The sequence below is a fragment of the Phenylobacterium sp. genome, assembly GCF_044372605.1.
GTDB lineage: Bacteria > Pseudomonadota > Alphaproteobacteria > Caulobacterales > Caulobacteraceae > Phenylobacterium.
Window position 1 is genome coordinate 1 of the sequence record NZ_JBILRO010000049.1, and the last position, 16153, is coordinate 16153.

At 65.8% G+C, this 16153-nt stretch carries 11 protein-coding genes; 6 read left to right on the plus strand and 5 right to left on the minus strand.

Translation table 11 applies throughout. The features are described from left to right. From gltB to ACIQ42_RS06470, 3 genes are all read left to right on the plus strand, one after another. Positions 1–3060: glutamate synthase large subunit (gltB, locus tag ACIQ42_RS06460; protein ID WP_397421388.1), on the plus strand; the 3060-nt coding region annotated here is incomplete at its 5' end. A gap of 20 nt (positions 3061–3080) precedes the next feature. Then, positions 3081–4532: a glutamate synthase subunit beta gene (locus ACIQ42_RS06465; RefSeq protein WP_397421389.1), complete on the plus strand. Its 1452-nt coding sequence runs from the start codon at positions 3081–3083 to the stop codon at positions 4530–4532. A 61-nt stretch (positions 4533–4593) separates the two neighbouring features. Beyond that, complete coding sequence (locus tag ACIQ42_RS06470; RefSeq protein ID WP_397421390.1) at positions 4594–5088, plus strand: hypothetical protein; 495 nt, start codon at positions 4594–4596, stop codon at positions 5086–5088. Here the strand turns inward: ACIQ42_RS06470 and pdeM are convergent. Both pdeM and ACIQ42_RS06480 read right to left on the minus strand, forming a co-directional pair. Then, positions 5070–5912: a ligase-associated DNA damage response endonuclease PdeM gene (gene pdeM / locus ACIQ42_RS06475; protein ID WP_397421391.1), complete on the minus strand. Its 843-nt coding sequence runs from the start codon at positions 5910–5912 to the stop codon at positions 5070–5072. The genes ACIQ42_RS06470 and pdeM overlap by 19 nt on opposite strands. After that, entirely contained in the window at positions 5909–8428 is a 2520-nt protein-coding gene (locus ACIQ42_RS06480) for a ligase-associated DNA damage response DEXH box helicase (protein ID WP_397421393.1), read from the minus strand. Before ACIQ42_RS06480 ends, pdeM begins: the two co-directional genes overlap by 4 nt. A 69-nt stretch (positions 8429–8497) precedes the next feature. On the opposite strand from ACIQ42_RS06480, the gene ACIQ42_RS06485 reads away from it, so the two are divergent. Continuing rightward, positions 8498–9226 (plus strand): methyltransferase domain-containing protein, encoded by a 729-nt coding sequence (locus ACIQ42_RS06485; protein ID WP_397421394.1) that lies wholly within the window; start codon positions 8498–8500, stop codon positions 9224–9226. On the opposite strand, the gene ACIQ42_RS06490 is transcribed toward ACIQ42_RS06485, so the two are convergent. Continuing rightward, positions 9223–12168, minus strand: a complete 2946-nt coding sequence (locus tag ACIQ42_RS06490; RefSeq protein WP_397421395.1) for an adenylate/guanylate cyclase domain-containing protein — start codon at positions 12166–12168, stop codon at positions 9223–9225. The two genes, ACIQ42_RS06485 and ACIQ42_RS06490, sit on opposite strands and share 4 nt — an antisense overlap. Before the next feature lie 215 nt (positions 12169–12383). Between ACIQ42_RS06490 and ACIQ42_RS06495 the strand changes: the two genes are divergently transcribed. Beyond that, on the plus strand, positions 12384–13373 hold the full coding sequence (locus tag ACIQ42_RS06495) for an SDR family NAD(P)-dependent oxidoreductase (RefSeq protein ID WP_397421396.1): 990 nt from the start codon (positions 12384–12386) through the stop codon (positions 13371–13373). 18 nt (positions 13374–13391) lie between these two features. Here ACIQ42_RS06495 and ACIQ42_RS06500 read toward each other — a convergent pair whose 3' ends face one another. Beyond that, entirely contained in the window at positions 13392–14414 is a 1023-nt protein-coding gene (locus ACIQ42_RS06500) for an NAD(P)-dependent alcohol dehydrogenase (RefSeq protein ID WP_397421397.1), read from the minus strand. Positions 14415–14423: 9 nt separating this feature from the next. Beyond that, positions 14424–15692, minus strand: coding sequence for a cytochrome P450 (locus ACIQ42_RS06505; RefSeq protein WP_397421398.1), 1269 nt, complete (start codon positions 15690–15692; stop codon positions 14424–14426). Positions 15693–15830: 138 nt separating this feature from the next. Between ACIQ42_RS06505 and ACIQ42_RS06510 the strand changes: the two genes are divergently transcribed. Continuing rightward, the coding region (locus tag ACIQ42_RS06510; protein WP_397421399.1) for a hypothetical protein at positions 15831–16153 on the plus strand (323 nt) is incomplete at its 3' end.

Below are 16153 nucleotides of genomic sequence, written 5' to 3' on the forward strand. Positions count from 1 at the left end.
AAGCAGAACTTCGCCCAGGTCACCAACCCGCCGATCGATCCGATCCGCGAGGAGCTGGTCATGAGTCTCGTGTCCATGATCGGCCCCCGACCCAACCTGCTGGGCCGCAACGCCGGAACCCACAAGCGCCTGGAAGTGGCCCAGCCCATTCTCACCGATGAAGATCTGGCCAAGATCCGCGCGGTGAATGAGCTGCTGGATGGCGCTTTCCGCACCGCGACCCTCGATGCCACCTGGGCGGCGGAGGAGGGCGCCGACGGCCTTGACGCGGCGATCGAGCGTCTTTGCCGCGAGGCTACCGACGCCGTGCTGGCCGACAATAACATTCTCATCCTGTCCGACCGCGAGGTCTCCGCGGACCGAATTCCGATCCCGGCGGCCCTGGCTACGGCGGCGGTCCACCATCACCTGATCCGCCAGGGCCTGCGAATGCAGACCGGCCTGGTCGTGGAGACCGGCGAGGCCCGCGAGGTGCATCACTTCTGCGTGCTGGCCGGCTATGGCGCCGAGGCCGTCAATCCCTACCTTGCGTTCCAGACCCTGGAGCAGTTGCGGGTCCGCAACGGCATTGCGCTTTCGGCTTACGAGGTCCGCAAGAACTACATCAAGGCGGTCGGCAAGGGCATCATGAAGGTGATGTCCAAGATGGGTATTTCCACCTACCAGTCCTATTGCGGCGCCCAGATCTTCGACGCCGTCGGCTTGTCGACCGATCTGATCGACCGGTTCTTCACCGGCACAGCCTCGACCATCCAGGGCGCCGGCCTGATCGAGATCGCCAAGGAGAGCGTACGCCGCCACCGCGACGCCTTTGGCGACAATCCGATCTACCGGACGATGCTGGATGTGGGCGGCCAGTACGGCTGGCGGCTGCGCGGCGAGAGCCACGCCTGGACGCCGGAGTCGGTCTCGGGCCTTCAGCACGCCGTGCGCGGCAACCTGCCCGACGCCTACCAGCGCTTTGCCGATGAGATTAACGAGCAGAGCGAACGCCTGCTCACTATCCGCGGCCTGATGCGTTTCACCGACGGCGCCGCGGTCCCGTTGGGCGAGGTCGAACCGGCGTCGGAGATCGTCAAACGCTTCTCCACGGGCGCCATGTCGTTTGGCTCGATCAGCCGGGAAGCCCACACTACGCTGGCGATCGCCATGAACCGCATCGGTGGTCGGTCCAACACGGGCGAAGGCGGTGAGGAGCCGGATCGCTTCGTCCGGATGGCCAATGGCGATTCCATGCGCTCGGCGATCAAGCAGGTCGCCTCGGGCCGGTTCGGCGTGACCACCGAGTATCTGGTCAACGCCGACGACATCCAGATCAAGATGGCCCAGGGCGCCAAGCCCGGCGAGGGTGGCCAGCTTCCCGGCCACAAGGTCGACGCCAACATCGCCCGTGTGCGTCACTCTACGCCTGGCGTAGGCCTGATCAGCCCGCCGCCGCACCACGATATCTATTCGATCGAGGATCTGGCCCAGCTGATCCACGACCTGAAGAACGTGAACTCCAGGGCGCGGATTTCGGTGAAGCTGGTCTCGGAAGTGGGCGTGGGCACCGTGGCGGCAGGCGTCGCCAAGGCCCGGGCTGATCACGTGACGATCTCCGGCTTCGAGGGCGGCACCGGCGCCTCGCCACTGACGTCCCTGACCCATGCCGGATCGCCCTGGGAAATCGGCCTGGCCGAGACCCAGCAGACCCTGCTGCTCAACGGCCTGCGCGCCCGCATTGCGGTGCAGGTGGACGGGGGCCTGCGCACCGGCCGGGACGTGGCCATCGGCGCGTTGCTGGGGGCCGATGAATTCGGTTTTGCGACCGCTCCGCTGATCGCGGCGGGCTGCATCATGATGCGCAAGTGCCACCTCAACACCTGCCCGGTAGGGGTCGCGACCCAGGATCCGGTGCTGCGCGCGCGCTTCACCGGCCAGCCCGAGCATGTGATCAACTACTTCTTCTTCGTGGCCGAGGAACTGCGGGCGATCATGGCCCAGCTGGGCTTCCGGACGGTCGCCGAGATGATCGGTCGGGTTGACCGTCTCAACATGGCTCCGGCGCTGGACCACTGGAAGGCCCACGGCATCGACCTGTCGCGCATTCTCTATGCCGTACCGGATCAGGGCCAGAAGAGCCTGCGCAATACCGAGCACCAGAACCACGGCCTGGAGCACGCTCTGGACCACACCCTGATCGCCGATGCGCAAGAGGCTCTCGAGAAGGGGTTGCCGGTCCGTGGCGAGTACGCCGTGCGCAACATCAACCGAACCGTAGGCGCGATGCTCTCCGGTGAGGTGGCCAAGCGCTATGGCCACGCGGGTCTGGCCGATGACACGATTGCGCTCACGTTCAAGGGCACGGCCGGCCAGAGCTTCGGCGCCTTTGCTGCGCGGGGCGTCAGTCTGACCCTTGTCGGGGACGCCAACGACTATGTGGGCAAGGGCCTGTCCGGCGGCCGCGTCGTGGTGCGTCAGCCCGCGGGATCGCTCCGTGATCCGACCCAGAACATCGTTGTGGGCAATACGGTGCTTTACGGCGCGATCGCAGGTGAAGCCTATCTTGAGGGCGTGGCCGGCGAGCGGTTCGCTGTGCGGAATTCCGGTGCGGTGGCGGTCGTCGAGGGTGTGGGTGACCACGGCTGTGAGTACATGACCGGCGGCGTCGTGGTCGTTCTCGGTGATACCGGCCGAAATTTCGCGGCCGGCATGAGTGGCGGCGTAGCCTACGTCTATGATCCCCGCCGACGCTTCGATCCGCTTTGCAACAAGGCCATGGTCGATCTTGAGCAAGTAGGGCCGGCTCAGGGCGGCGATGATGCGGGTCGACCCGGCCAGCGCTCCGTCTCGGTGGACAACAATGGCATGGGAGACCTGCTGACCTTCGATGCCGAGCGGTTGCGCATACTGATCGAGCGCCATCATCTGCACACGGGCAGCAAGCGCGCGGCCGAGATCCTGGATAACTGGGACAAGGCCCTGCTGTCCTTCGTCAAGGTCATGCCAAAGGACTACCGCCGCGCACTCACCGATATGGCGCGTGAGCGCGCCGCCGCCGCCGCCGTCGCGGCTGAATAGTAAAGTTTACGGGGGACTACATGGGCAAGCCCACCGGCTTCCTGGAGATCGAGCGTCATGACCGGGGCTATGCGCCCGTGGCAGAACGCCTGAAGCACTGGAAAGAATTTGTCGAACCCCTGCCGCAGGCTGAACTGCAGCAGCAGGCGTCCCGCTGCATGAGCTGCGGGATTCCGTTCTGTCACCAGGGCTGCCCGGTGAACAATCAGATCCCGGACTTCAACGATCTGGTCTATCGCGACCAATGGCGCGATGCGCTGGACAACCTGCAATCCACCAACAATTTTCCGGAATTCACCGGCCGTATCTGCCCGGCCCCATGCGAGGCGTCCTGTACGCTGAACATTCCGGATACGCCGGTCACGATCAAATCGATCGAGTGCCAGATCATCGATCGCGGGTGGGAAGAGGGATGGGTCACGCCCCAGCCCTCGGAGCGCGGCACCGGCAAGCGCGTGGCCGTGGTCGGTTCGGGCCCGGCTGGCCTGGCCTGCGCCCAGCAGTTGGCGCGTGCGGGCCACGCGACCACAGTGTTCGAGAAGTCGGACCGTCCCGGTGGCCTGCTGCGGTACGGCATTCCCGACTTCAAGATGGAAAAGCACCTCATCGACCGGCGCATCCGGCAGATGGAGGCGGAGGGCGTCATCTTCCGCTGCAATTTCGAGGTCGGTGTCGACGTCTCGGTCCAGCGGCTGCTGGATGACTACGATGTGCTGGTCATGGCCAACGGCGCTGAGGACCCCCGCGACCTGAACGCCCACGGTCGGGATCTGGACGGCATCCACTACGCCATGGAGTTCCTGACCCAGCAGAACAAGCGCAATGCGGGCGATCCTGAGGACGTGGCGGCGCCCACCGGTACGCTGTCGGCCAAGGGCAAGCACGTGGTGGTGATCGGCGGCGGTGACACCGGCTCGGACTGTATCGGTACTTCAAACCGCCAGGGTGCGGCCTCCGTGGTACAGCTCGAGATCATGCCGCAGCCGCCCGAGCACGAGAACAAGGCGCTGACCTGGCCCGATTGGCCGCTGAAGATGCGTACCTCGTCCTCGCAGCAGGAAGGCGTCGAGCGCGACTTCGCCGTCGCCACCCGCCGCGCGCTGGGGCAGGACGGCCGTGTAACCGCGCTGGATTGCGCCCGCCTGGAATGGGTCGCCGGCGACGACGGCCGCATGCAGATGCGCGAAATCGAAGGCTCGGCCTTTGAGCTGAAGGCTGACCTGGTGCTGCTGGCCATGGGGTTCGTGGGGCCCCGCAAGTCGGGACTTGTCGAGCAGAGCGCCGTCGAGCTGGACGCCCGCGGCAACGTCAAGGCCAACGTGCAGGATTACCGCACCTCTGACGCCCGGATCTTTGCCTGCGGCGACGCACGGCGCGGTCAGTCGCTTGTCGTCTGGGCCATCCGCGAAGGCCGCCAGTGCGCCCGCGCCATCGATGCGCACCTTATGGGGGTGTCTAAGCTGCCGCGATAGCGCAGGTTGACAGCCGGCTCCGATGAGATCACGCTTTTGTGATCGATCGGAGATCTCTGCTATGGACGCGAAGGTGTTGGCGACGGGGCTCATCTTTCTCGCCTTGGTCGGCTGTGCGAAAAAGGAAGAGGCGCCGGCGGCGGAAGCGTTTGGGCCCTTCAGCAGTCCAGGCCAACGCGGCCGCTATGTAGCGGTGGGGCTCTACACGCCGGGCGATATGTGGGAGCAGTTGCGTCCAGCGGTGTCAGCCCAGAGCGTTCAGCCAGCTGCCGTGGACCCCCAGGCCGCCAGTCTCAACGACGACGAGCAGGTTGTCGTTGTGATGGACAGCAAGACTGGCGAACTTCGCCAGTGCGGTAACCTCAGCGGCCACTGCATCGGCTTCAACCCCTGGGCCAAGCCGATTGGCGTAGAGCAGAAATCGCCAGTGAAGCTGCTGAGGACAGCGCAGCAACTCAAGGCCGAGGTCATGGCCGCGCAGGAAGCATTGGAGCGGGACCACGACAAAGGGTTGGCGGCCAGGGACCGCGCCCGCTCTCAGTCCCCCGCCAATTGACGCCAGCCCACGGCGCGCACCCGCGCGGCGCCCAGCACTCCGGTGAGAGGCGTCGCTGAAAACATCCCGGCGAACGCGGCATCGCGCACGTTCAGTCCGCCCGCATAGGCGCCGAACGCCGGCAGGATGATCCGCTGGCCGTCGGTGATGAAGCAGCGGCGACGCACTGTCCCGCGCGGCGCCCTGACGCGCGCCGCCGGGTGCAGGTGGCCGGCCACTTCGCCGGGTTGCAGACCGGGTTGCGGCTCGTGTCGGAAGGTGAGCCCCGCCAGCACAAGTTCGTCCACCGCATCACCCGGCAGGCCCTGCGGCCCGTCGGCGTCGTGGTTGCCGATGACCCAGACCAGTCTGCGACCCGCCGCCAGCCTTCGCAGCCGGTCGGCGTCGTCCGCCGCCAGCCGGTCTTCGCTGCGCCGGTCATGGAAGGTGTCGCCCAGCAGGACAACGGTGTCGGGGACCAGCTCCGCTATCTCCGCCTCCAGCCGTTGCAGGGTCTCGCGCGTGTCATAGGGCGGCAGCATCTGACCGCGCGCGGCATAGCTCGACCCCTTCTCGAGATGCAGGTCCGCCACCACCAGCGTACGGTCCTGCGCCAGCCACAGCGCGCCGGAGCATCGGAGGACGACGTCGCATGCGCCGAGGGTGATCCTGAGTCCTCCGCAAGCGTTGAGGGCGACAGTTCCTCCCCCCTTGGGGGAGGTGGCGGCGAAGCCGACGGTGGGAGCTTCATCCGGAACGCTCGCGGCGACGGAAGCCCCCTCCAGCGCTTCGCGGTCCCCCTCCCCCGAGGGGAGAGGAACTAGAGATTCTGCATCCTGCCTCATCCCATCGCCTCGGCGATCAACTCGTCCTCGGCCTCAGCCAGGATCATGTCTGCCGCCCCGCCGGGAGAGCGCTCCTTGCCAATCTCCAGCAGGATCGGCACCGAAAACGGCGACAGATATTCGAGCGGCGCATGACGAATCCGGCCCTTGATCCGCGCCAGCATCCCCGCCAGACGCGCCACATCCACCAGGCCCGTAGCTGCATCGGCCCGCGCGCAACGCAACAGCAGATGGTCCGGCTGGTGGCGGCGCAGGACGTCGTAGATCAGGTCGGTTGAAAAGGTGATCTGGCGCCCCGTTTTCTGTTCCTGGCCCGGGAACCGCCGCTCGATCAGCCCGGAGATGATCGCGCAACCCTTGAAGGCCCGCTTCATCATGAAGCTCTCGGAGAGCCATGATTCCAGGTCGTCGCCCAGCATGTCCTCGGCGAACAACTCCTCGTAGTCCAGCGCGTCCATCGGGTTCAGCGCCCAGATCGCCAGCGCATAGTCGTTGCAGACAAATCCCATTGGCCCGATGCCCAGACGTTCAAGACGGCGGGTCAGCAGCATGGCCAGCGTCGTGTGGGCCAGCCGGCCCTCGAACGGATAGATCACCATGAAGTTGCGCTTGCCGCGCGGAAAGGTCTCCAGGAGCAGCTCGTCCTCTCCAACGATCCGGGATCGATCTCTTTGGGCCTCCAGCCATTCGCGGACATCGGCCGGCAACACGCCCCATTGGTTCTGATCGAACATCAGCTGCCGCACCCGCTTTGCCAGGTAGGTGGACAGCGCGAACTTCGAACCGCCCCAGGACGGCATCTTGGGATCCTTGTCGTTGGCCGGCTTTACCAGCACATCGAGATTGGTCATGCCAACCAGCGACCACACCTGACCGGCGAACACGAAGGTGTCGCCTGGGTCCAGCATCTCCAGCATGCCCTCCTCGACCTCGCCGATCTTCCGGCCGCCTCGACCGCCGCGCATGGCGATCCGCACCGCCAGCATGGCCGGCGAGACAATGGCGCCGACGTTCAACCGGTGGCGCTGGGCGGTCTGCAGGTCACGCACGCGCCACAGGCCGTCCTGCCCCTGCACGATCCGGCGAAACCGGTCGTAGGTCTTCAGCGCGTAGCCGCCAGTGGAAACGAAATCGACGACCTGCTCGAAGTCCTCCCAGATGAGGTCGCGATAGGGCCCGGCGGAACGGACCTCGTCGTAGAGCGCCAGCAGATCGAAGGGTTCGGAGACCGCGCACCCCATGACGTGCTGCGCCAGAACGTCCAGCGCGCCCACCCGGGCCGGGTCGCCGTCCAGCCGGTTCTCGGCGATGGCTTCGCGCGCGGCCTGGCACTCCAGCATTTCAAACCGATTGGCCGGCACGAACAGCGCCCGTGATGGCTCGTCCAGCCGATGATTGGCGCGCCCGATCCGCTGCACCATCCGCGATGCGCCCTTGGGGCTGGCCAGCTGGATCACCAGGTCCACATCGCCCCAGTCGATTCCGAGATCGAGAGTTGACGTGCAGACCACGGCGCGAAGCTCGCCCCGGGCCATGGCCGCCTCCACCTTGCGCCGCTGCTCGGCCGCCAGGCTGCCGTGATGCAGGGCGATGGGCAGGCTGTCGTCGTTCAGCCGCCAGAGTTCCTGAAAGGCAAACTCCGCCTGAAACCGCGTGTTGACGAACACCAGCGCGATCCGGCTCTTTCTGATCACTTCATAGACCTCGGCCATCGCGTGCTTGGCGGTATGCCCCGCCCACGGCACCCGGCCTTCCGACAAAAGCATGTCAACAATGGGCTGCGCGCCAGCCGGCCCGCGGACGAGGTCGATCGAGGTCGGGGTATGGATCAACGGGTCCCCCTCCCCCGACAGGGGAGAAGAAATGACCTCAACCGCCCGATGGTTCCCCATCCAGGCCTTGATCACCTCGGGATCGTCCACCGTCGCGCTCAGCCCGACGCGACGCATCGCCGGCGCCAGAACCTGAAGTCGCGCCAGATCCAGCGCCAGCAGGTCGCCGCGTTTCGATGAATGCAGGGTGTGGATTTCATCCAGGATCACGCAGCGCAGGTCTTCGAAGTACAGCCGCGCGCCTTCCCAGGCACACAGCAAGGCCAGCTGCTCGGGCGTGGTCAGCAGGATGTCAGGGGGCTTGATCCTCTGGCGTTGGCGGCGCGCGATGCCGGTGTCCCCGGTGCGGCTCTCAGCTATAATCTTCAGGCCCATCTCGGAGATAGGCGCCCCCAGGTTTCGCTCCACATCCACCGCCAGCGCTTTCAGGGGCGAGATGTAGATGGTGTGCAGGCCTCTTGGCGTATTGGCGGGGGGCCGCTGCGACAGGTCGATCAGACTGGGCAGAAACCCTGCCAGCGTCTTGCCGCCGCCAGTGGGCGCGATCAGCAGGGCGTCTCGGCCCTCCTTTCCCTTGGCCACCATCTCCAGCTGATGTGAGCGCGCGGTCCAGCCTCGCCCCGCGAACCAGTTCCGGAACGCAGGCGGCAAGAGTTCGTCGGCAGGTCTGGCGGCGTCAGCCATACGTCATCTATATCACGTTCACTTTCCGTTTCACTGGTGTTGGTCGTGGATTCGGGTTGAGTAACGCCCATGAGGAACAGTCTCGCCGCCCTGGTCGCAACCCTGCTCTGCGCCTGCTCACCGCCTTCCGCCAGCGTCGGCGCCCCGGCCCCGCCAACCGTCCGCGATCCGGCAGGGTTCCCGGCGGCAGACCGTCCCGTCGCGGGCATCGTTTCACCGCAGTGGTCCAGCGGCCCCGACCGGGACGCCGCTGATGAATCCGGGCAGTTGATCCGTGCGCTGGGCATCCGAAAAGGCATGGTGGTGGCCGACATCGGTGCAGGGTCGGGGTACCATACCCTTCGGCTGTCGCCCGCCGTCGGACCGCAGGGCCTCGTCTATGCCGAGGACATCGTGGAGGCCTATGTCGCGGGCCTTCGCCGCGAGGCCGAGCGCCGCAAGCTTGCCAACGTCCGGATCGTCATCGGGACCGCCGACGATCCGAAACTACCTGCGGGGACCATGGACCGTGCGGTGCTGGTCCACATGTACCATGAGATCGAGAGTCCCTACGCCCTGCTATGGAACCTGGCGGGCGCCATGAAGCCCGGTGGTCTTGTTGGCGTCATCGACCTTGATCGGAAAATCGAGAACCACGGGACGCCGCCGGCCCTGCTCAGGTGTGAGTTTGAAGCCGTGGGATATCGCCGGGTCTCCCATATCGATATGGCCGGCGGAACCGGCTACATCGCCATCTTCGAGGCGCCGAAGGCTCGTCCGAAGCCGACCGACATCAAACCCTGCCGGGCCAAATCCTAAGCAGCGCGCGGTGAATCCCAGACGCCGTCCCAGTCGGTCGCAGGCGGTTCGCTGACCAGGATGCGGCAGCGTTCCAGCATCAGGGCGGCGGGCCGGTCGCCCGGCGCCAGGAGGAGGGTAGCCTCGAACGCCGCCACCGCGTCTGCCCAGCGGCCTTCCGCCATCGCCGTCCGCCCCTCGGCATAGGTTGCGAGCGCGGCCTGGCTCAGCGGCGCCTCGGCGGTGACCACCTGGAAAATCTTGGAAGGTTGTGTGCGGCCCCGCACCCGGATGGTGTCAAGTTCGCGCAGCCGGTGCGCGCCGCCGACCGCTCTGGCCGTGTCTTCACAGACCACAATGCCCACGCCATAGGTCTTGGTGATCTTCTCGAGACGCGAGGCCAGGTTCACCGAGTCCCCGATCACTGTGTAGTCCATGCGTTTGGGCGAGCCGATGGTGCCGGCCACCACCTCGCCGCTGGCGATGCCAACGCCCAGCCTGAGGTCGATGCCGCCGCGCGCCGCGCGCCGGGTATTGATCGCCACCAGCATCGCCGACATCGCCACTGCGCTGTCGACCGCGTTCAGCGGGTCGCGATCCGAGGAGATCGGCGCCCCATAGACAGCCATGAGGGCGTCGCCCATGAATTTGTCCAGAAGCCCCTCCGCCGCCGCTACCGCCTCGAACAGGTCGGTGAAAATCTCGTTCAGCATGTCGACGGTGTCGCGCGGCCCCAGCTGCTCGGCCATGCCGGTGAAGTTGCGGATATCAGCGAACAGCACGCTGGCCTGACAGGCAGCGCCGAACAGGAGTTCATCCTCCCGGCCCATGATCTGATCGACCACATTCTGGGTCATGAAGCGGCGCATCGCGCCCTGCATGCGTTTGCCCTCGCTGATGTCTTCCACGATGATCAGCAGCCCGGCTTGCTCCGCGTCATCCGCCATCAGGGGCACGATGGAGATATTGGCCGAGATGGTGTCGCCACGCAGGGTCCGAACGTCGGCGTCCAGCAGGGTCTTTGGTCGCCCGGTGGCCGCGACTGCGGCGATCTCGTCAGGTAGCCAGGGATTGTTGGAGATCAGGGCGTCGCGCGTCTCCGGCGCGCCGGCGGCCTCTGGCTCGACCCCGAGGATCTGGCACGCCGCAGCATTCAGCTTCGCGACATTGGCCTCGCGGTCGAGGGTTACCACACCGGACGACATCGAGCGCAGGATACTGTCGTTGTAGTTCCGTTCAGACGCCACTTCGGCGAACAGGGTAGCGTTCTCGATGGCCACAGCCGCCTGGGCGGCAAACGCCATGATCCTGGCGACGTCCGCTTCGTCGAAGGGTTCGCCGTCGATCCGGTTGAAGGCCTGCATGACACCCAGCTTGCGGCCGTCGCGGGTGATGATCGGTGCGGAGAGCGCCGCACGGGTCCGGTAGCCGGTGGCCTGGTCGACGGCCTGGTTGAAGCGGGGATCGGCGTAGGCGTTGGTTACATTGATGGCCGCACCGGTAGAGAAACAGTTGCCTGCCAGCCCCGAGCTGACTGGAAAGCGGATCTCCCGGCTTTCGACGCCCTCGGCCACCATAGACCACAGCTCATCGGTCTTTCGATCATGCAGAAACAGCGAACTACGGTCCGCGCGCAGGATCTGGGAGGTCACGGTCACGATCCGGCGCAGCAGGGCGTTGAGCTCGATCTCGCTGGCGATGGCGATATTCACGTCGAGGAGCTGGCGCAGCTCGTTGTTCGAAGATTCGGCGGAGTCGACCGCGCCGCCCCAGCGCTCGGCCATGATTACGATCTGGCACAGCAGCAGGACCAACATTCCAAGAGGCATCAGGTCGAGGCTTGGTCCCGTTGACGGCAGCAGGTTGTTTGACTTCAGGTCCTGGTAGATCAGCGATCCGAAACAGACGAGCATCCCCAGCAGGTAGACTGCCGCACCCGGGCGATGACGCCAGGTCGCCAGCCCGACCTGCCACAGGACATAGGTCAGCACCGCAAGCCGTACCCATACCGACCAGAAGGAAACCATGGCGAGGCCGAAGTTGCCGTCGACCAGGACGCCGACGCAGTAGGCGATGAAATCCGCCGCGATCAGCGTCTGGATCGACCAGAATGCCCAGCGCCCGTTTTCCTTCGGAAACAGCAGGGCAGTGTAGGCGACCAGCGCTGCCAGGGCGATGACGACCGTCAGGTACTCTACCGTCAGCATCGCAGTAACCGACAGCCCGGGAGCCGCCAGAAGAATCATGTTGTCGTGCGCGAAAATCGACATGACCGGCACGTTCATCAGCGAAGCCAGACCGAAGTAGAACGAGGCCCGCTCCTGACGCCGGAAGATGAAGATGATCACGCCATAGCAGGCCAGCAGCAGCAGAGAGGTGACCAGCAGCAGGCTTCGCAGCCAGTGCAGCGCGATCCACCGCTCCATGGTCGCTGCCGTTCCAAAAAGCGGCGGACCCGCCATGCCATTGTCCCACTGCCCGAACGTGGAAACATCCAGCGCGAGCTCAAGGGGGCCGCCGTCGGTATCGATGGCCACGTCGTGAGACCGAACGGTCGGGCGGGACGTGGCGGGAGTGACCCCTACCGCGCCACGCTCCGAAAGCACCCGTCCGTTCACGCTGACCCGCGAGGCGGTGTAGATGGTGGGCACATGCAGGATGTAGCGTCCGGCCTGCAGGCCCGTGATCGTAAGCCGGTAGCTACCCGCACCCTGGCTGGGCAGGCCCTGGCCGGTATCTGTCCAGCGTCCCGGCGCCTTCACCATCTGGACAGTCCCCGCCGGGGGGCCGGGCGCGCCGCTCATCCAGACCAGTCGCCACTGCCCGCCAAGCAGGACGGGGGCGGTAAGCGGTCCGTGTGCGGAATAGTCCACCTGTCCGCCGACCGGCTTTGGCGCAGCTCGGTCGATATTCTCGACGAACAGCGGCGCCATCAGCAGGCACATCAGGGCGATGACGGCCATCGCAAATCGCAGCCGGGGCCCACGCGCCAGATTCCGCGCGCGCGGGGCCGTTTGAACCCCGGTCTCTATCGCCTGCGTCACCCCCAAAACCCTCCGCAGCCGTACTATCGCACCGCAAATCGGCGACTGTCACGCGGGCCGTTTGGATCGATTCGCGCTGACCCAGCGTCATGCGCTGTCGGGATTATGGTGCGCGAAACCTTGGGAGGATCGTGATGAAAGACTTCGCCGGAAAATTCGCAGTGGTCACGGGTGGTGGCACGGGCATGGGTCGAGAGCTGGCGCGCCAGCTGATCGCCGAGGGTTGCAGCGTCGCCATGTGCGACGTCTCGATGAAGAACATGGAGCGCACCATTGCGCTGGCCCAGGCGGACGGCGTGCCCCAGGGCGCCCGCATCACGGCGCACCTGGCCGATGTTTCCGATGAAGCCCAGCTCATCGCCTTCCGCGACGCGGCGCTGGCGGCCCACGACATGGATCGCCTGCACCTGCTCTTCAACAACGCCGGCATCGGCGGGGGCGGGTCAATGATCAACACCGACCGCGCCGAATGGGAACGCACGTTCAACGTCTGCTGGGGTGGGGTCTATCTGGGGGTGCGCACCTTCCTGCCGCTGATGCAGGCTGCGGACGAGGCGCACATCATCAATACCTCGTCGGTCAACGGCTTCTGGGCCAGCCTGGGCCCCCACGTGTCGCACACGGCGTACGCCGCGGCGAAGTTTGCGGTGAAGGGCTTCACCGAGGCCCTGGTCACCGACCTGCGGCTGACCGCACCCCACATCAAATGTTCGGTGGTGATGCCCGGCCACATCGGCACCGAGATCGTCGCCAATTCCCGCAAGGTGATCGCCGGCACCGACGATGACGCCATGTCGGCCGAGGAACTTGCCCGCGCGCGCACCCGCATGGCCGCCGCAGGGATCGACGCCGCCGCGATCCCGGACGCCGGGATCCAGGCCCTGGTCGCCGAACAGGCCCGCCGCTTCCACGACGATGCGCCGATGAGCGCCGCGGAGGCCGCCAAGGTCATCCTGGACGGCGTGAAGGCCGACCGCTGGCGCATCCTGGTGGGTGAGGACGCGCACGCGCTCGACAGCATGGTCCGGGCGGATCCGGAACAGGCCTATGAGGCGAGCTTCTACCAGCGGATGGCCACAGAGGCCGGCTGGCGATTGAATGTGGCGGCCAGCCGCGAGGGCTGAAGCTTACGCCGAACCTGGTCACAGTACACCCGGTCCACGGATCACCACCTTGCCCAGGTGGGCGCCGGACTCCAGGTGCGCGAAGGCCTCGCGCGCGCTCACAAAGTCGAAGATGCGGTCGATGACCGGCTTGATCCCGGCCATGGCGATCACGCGGGAGAGTTCGATCAGGGCATTGCGGTCGCCGACCGCGATGTTGCGAAAGCTGGCCCCGCTCCCCTTCAGCTGAAAGAAGTCGATGCCGGGGTTCTCGGTGCTGAGGAAGCCGATCGAGGCGATCTCGCCGCCAAGCGCCACCGCCCGTAAGGACTGGGCGATGGTACCGGGTCCGCCCACTTCCACGACCCGGTCAACGCCCCGCCCGCCGGTCAGGCCGCGCACGGCTTTGCCCCACTGGGGATCGTCCGCGTAATTCACGACCTCGCTCGCGCCCAGGTCCTTCAGCCGCTGGATCTTGTCCGCGCTGGAGGTGGTGGCGACTACTGTGGCGCCCACGGCGCGGGCCAACTGCAGGGCGAAGATCGAGACCCCGCCGCTGCCCAGCACCAGCACTGAATGACCGGCGCGGATCGGCGTGCTGCCGGTGAGGGCCGTCCAGGCGGTGACGCCCGCGCAGGGAAGCGTGGCGGCCTCATCATATGAGATCCCGTCCGGCACGGCGACCAACGCCTCCTGGCTGACCGCCTTCAGCTCTGTCAGCCACCCATCGCTCTCTGCGCCATAGCTGTCGGCGAGGATGGTGGACGGCATCTCGCCGCCGAACCAACGGGGATGAAATGCCCCCATGACCCGGTCGCCCACCTTGAACGACTGTACACCCTCGCCGAGTTCGACGATCTCACCGGCGGCGTCGCTGAGCGGTATCAGGCCCGGGCGGCAGGCGCGGGGATAGCGACCGCGCAGCATGGCCAGGTCGCGGAAATTCAGCGATACGGCGCAGACCCGAACCAGCACCTCGCCCCGCTGAGGCCGGGGCGCCGGTTCGTCACGCTGGCGCAGATCATCAAGGCTATCGAAGCTGTCGAACCGATAGGTTTTCATCAGGCGGCGCTAGGTCCGCTGCGGGATCACCACCGGCAGTGTCTCGTAGCCCTTGACGAAGGTGGAATAGACCCGCTTGGGCGGAGCGACCACCCGGATTTCGGGGAAGCGCTTCAGGATCTCTTCCCAGATGATGGTCAGCTGCAGCTCGGCCAGCCGGTTGCCCACGCAACGGTGAATGCCGAAGCCGAACGAGATGTGCTGGCGCGGACGCTCGCGATCAATGATGTAGTCGTTCGGTCGTTCGATGACCTCTTCGTCGCGGTTGCCCGAGACGTACCACATGACAACCTTGTCGCCCTTCTTGATCTGCTTGCCCCGGAACTCATAGTCCTGCAGCGCCGTCCGGCGCATGTGGGCCAGAGGCGTCTGCCAGCGGATGGTTTCCGAGACCATGGAGGGGATCAGTTCGGGATTGGCGCGCAGCTTTGCGTACTGATCCGGGTTCTGGTTCAGCGCCAGAATAGAGCCCGAAATCGTGTTGCGGGTGGTGTCGTTGCCGCCCACAGTCAACAGCACCACGTTTCCGAAGAATTCGCGTGGCTCCATGTTCCGGGTCGCCGGGCTGTGCGCCAACATCGAGATCAGGTCGCCCGACGGCGGCGCATTGACCTTGGCGTTCCAGAGCTTGGTGAAATAGGAGTGGTACTCGCCGAAGATCGCCATCTTCTGTTCCAGGGTGTCGATCAGACCCTGACCCGGCGCGGCGGTAACCACGTCAGACCAGTAGATCAGCTGGCGACGGTCTTCCTGCGGCATGTCGAACAGGGTGGCCAGCGTCATGCCCGTGAGCTCTTTCGAGACGCGGTCAACCCAGTCGAACTCCTCACCGATCGGCAGGCTATCGAGGATCTGGCCGGCGCGTTCACGGATCTGCGGCGCCATCAGCGCCAGGTTCATCGGGGAGACCGCCGGCGTCACCGCCTTACGCTGGACGTCATGCTTCGGCGGGTCCATGGCGATGAACATCGGCAGCGGATCCATGTTGGACTGGCCGCCGGCGATGGTGATGCCGCCCAGCATATAGTCTGACGAGAACACCTGGTGATTGGTGTCGATCGCCATGATGTCGTTGTACCTGGTGATGGACCAATAGGGGCCCAACTCGTGCTCGGTGCAGTAGTGGACGGGGTCTTCAGCGCGAAGACGCTCAAAGATCGGCCACATCGCATCTGCCTGAAACAGCTCCGGCTGCGCCGGGTTCAGTTTCTCCAGGGGGAGCGCATAGGCCTCGGCTCGCGCCGCTTCCAGCCCAGCAATGTTTCCGTCCGCCGCCATGGTCATTTCCTCACGTTCGTAGTTCGATAGTGAACGCCGATAACCGACATTTTGGAAGAGAAGAATGTTCGGAACCGACTCTTAAGCCTTGGCTTCGATACTCGATTTTCCATTGAGTCGCCGGGGCGCAGGCCAGACATGCAACGTCACATCGAACCTCGTCGCCGCCCTCTCTCGCGTCGACATCTGGTGCTTGGCCTGGGCGCGGGCCTGTTGGCGACCGGGGCTGCCATTGCTCAGGAAGCCGAGGAAGCCGCTGGCCGCAATGCTGCGCCCCGCAAGCCGGCCCCGCGCCGTTCGCGGGCCGCGCCCAGACCCGCTGCCAAACCCGCGACGGCTCCGGCTCCGGCGCCCGCAGCGTCGCATGCCGCAGCATCCGTCAGTCCAGAGCAGGCCATGGCCCGGCTCGTCGCCGGCAATGAGCGCTCTGTGTCCGGCTTTTCGGCCCACCCCAACAACGA

Coding starts and splice junctions, on each gene's coding strand:
- ACIQ42_RS06500 (WP_397421397.1), bottom strand. CDS start 14,414: ATGAAAACCTATCGGTTCGACAGCTTCGATAGCCTTGATGATCTGCGC.
- ACIQ42_RS06505 (WP_397421398.1), bottom strand. CDS start 15,692: ATGGCGGCGGACGGAAACATTGCTGGGCTGGAAGCGGCGCGAGCCGAG.
- ACIQ42_RS06495 (WP_397421396.1), top strand. CDS start 12,384: ATGAAAGACTTCGCCGGAAAATTCGCAGTGGTCACGGGTGGTGGCACG.
- ACIQ42_RS06485 (WP_397421394.1), top strand. CDS start 8,498: ATGAGGAACAGTCTCGCCGCCCTGGTCGCAACCCTGCTCTGCGCCTGC.
- ACIQ42_RS06465 (WP_397421389.1), top strand. CDS start 3,081: ATGGGCAAGCCCACCGGCTTCCTGGAGATCGAGCGTCATGACCGGGGC.
- ACIQ42_RS06470 (WP_397421390.1), top strand. CDS start 4,594: ATGGACGCGAAGGTGTTGGCGACGGGGCTCATCTTTCTCGCCTTGGTC.
- ACIQ42_RS06490 (WP_397421395.1), bottom strand. CDS start 12,168: ATGGCCGTCATCGCCCTGATGTGCCTGCTGATGGCGCCGCTGTTCGTC.
- pdeM (WP_397421391.1), bottom strand. CDS start 5,912: ATGAGGCAGGATGCAGAATCTCTAGTTCCTCTCCCCTCGGGGGAGGGG.
- ACIQ42_RS06480 (WP_397421393.1), bottom strand. CDS start 8,428: ATGGCTGACGCCGCCAGACCTGCCGACGAACTCTTGCCGCCTGCGTTC.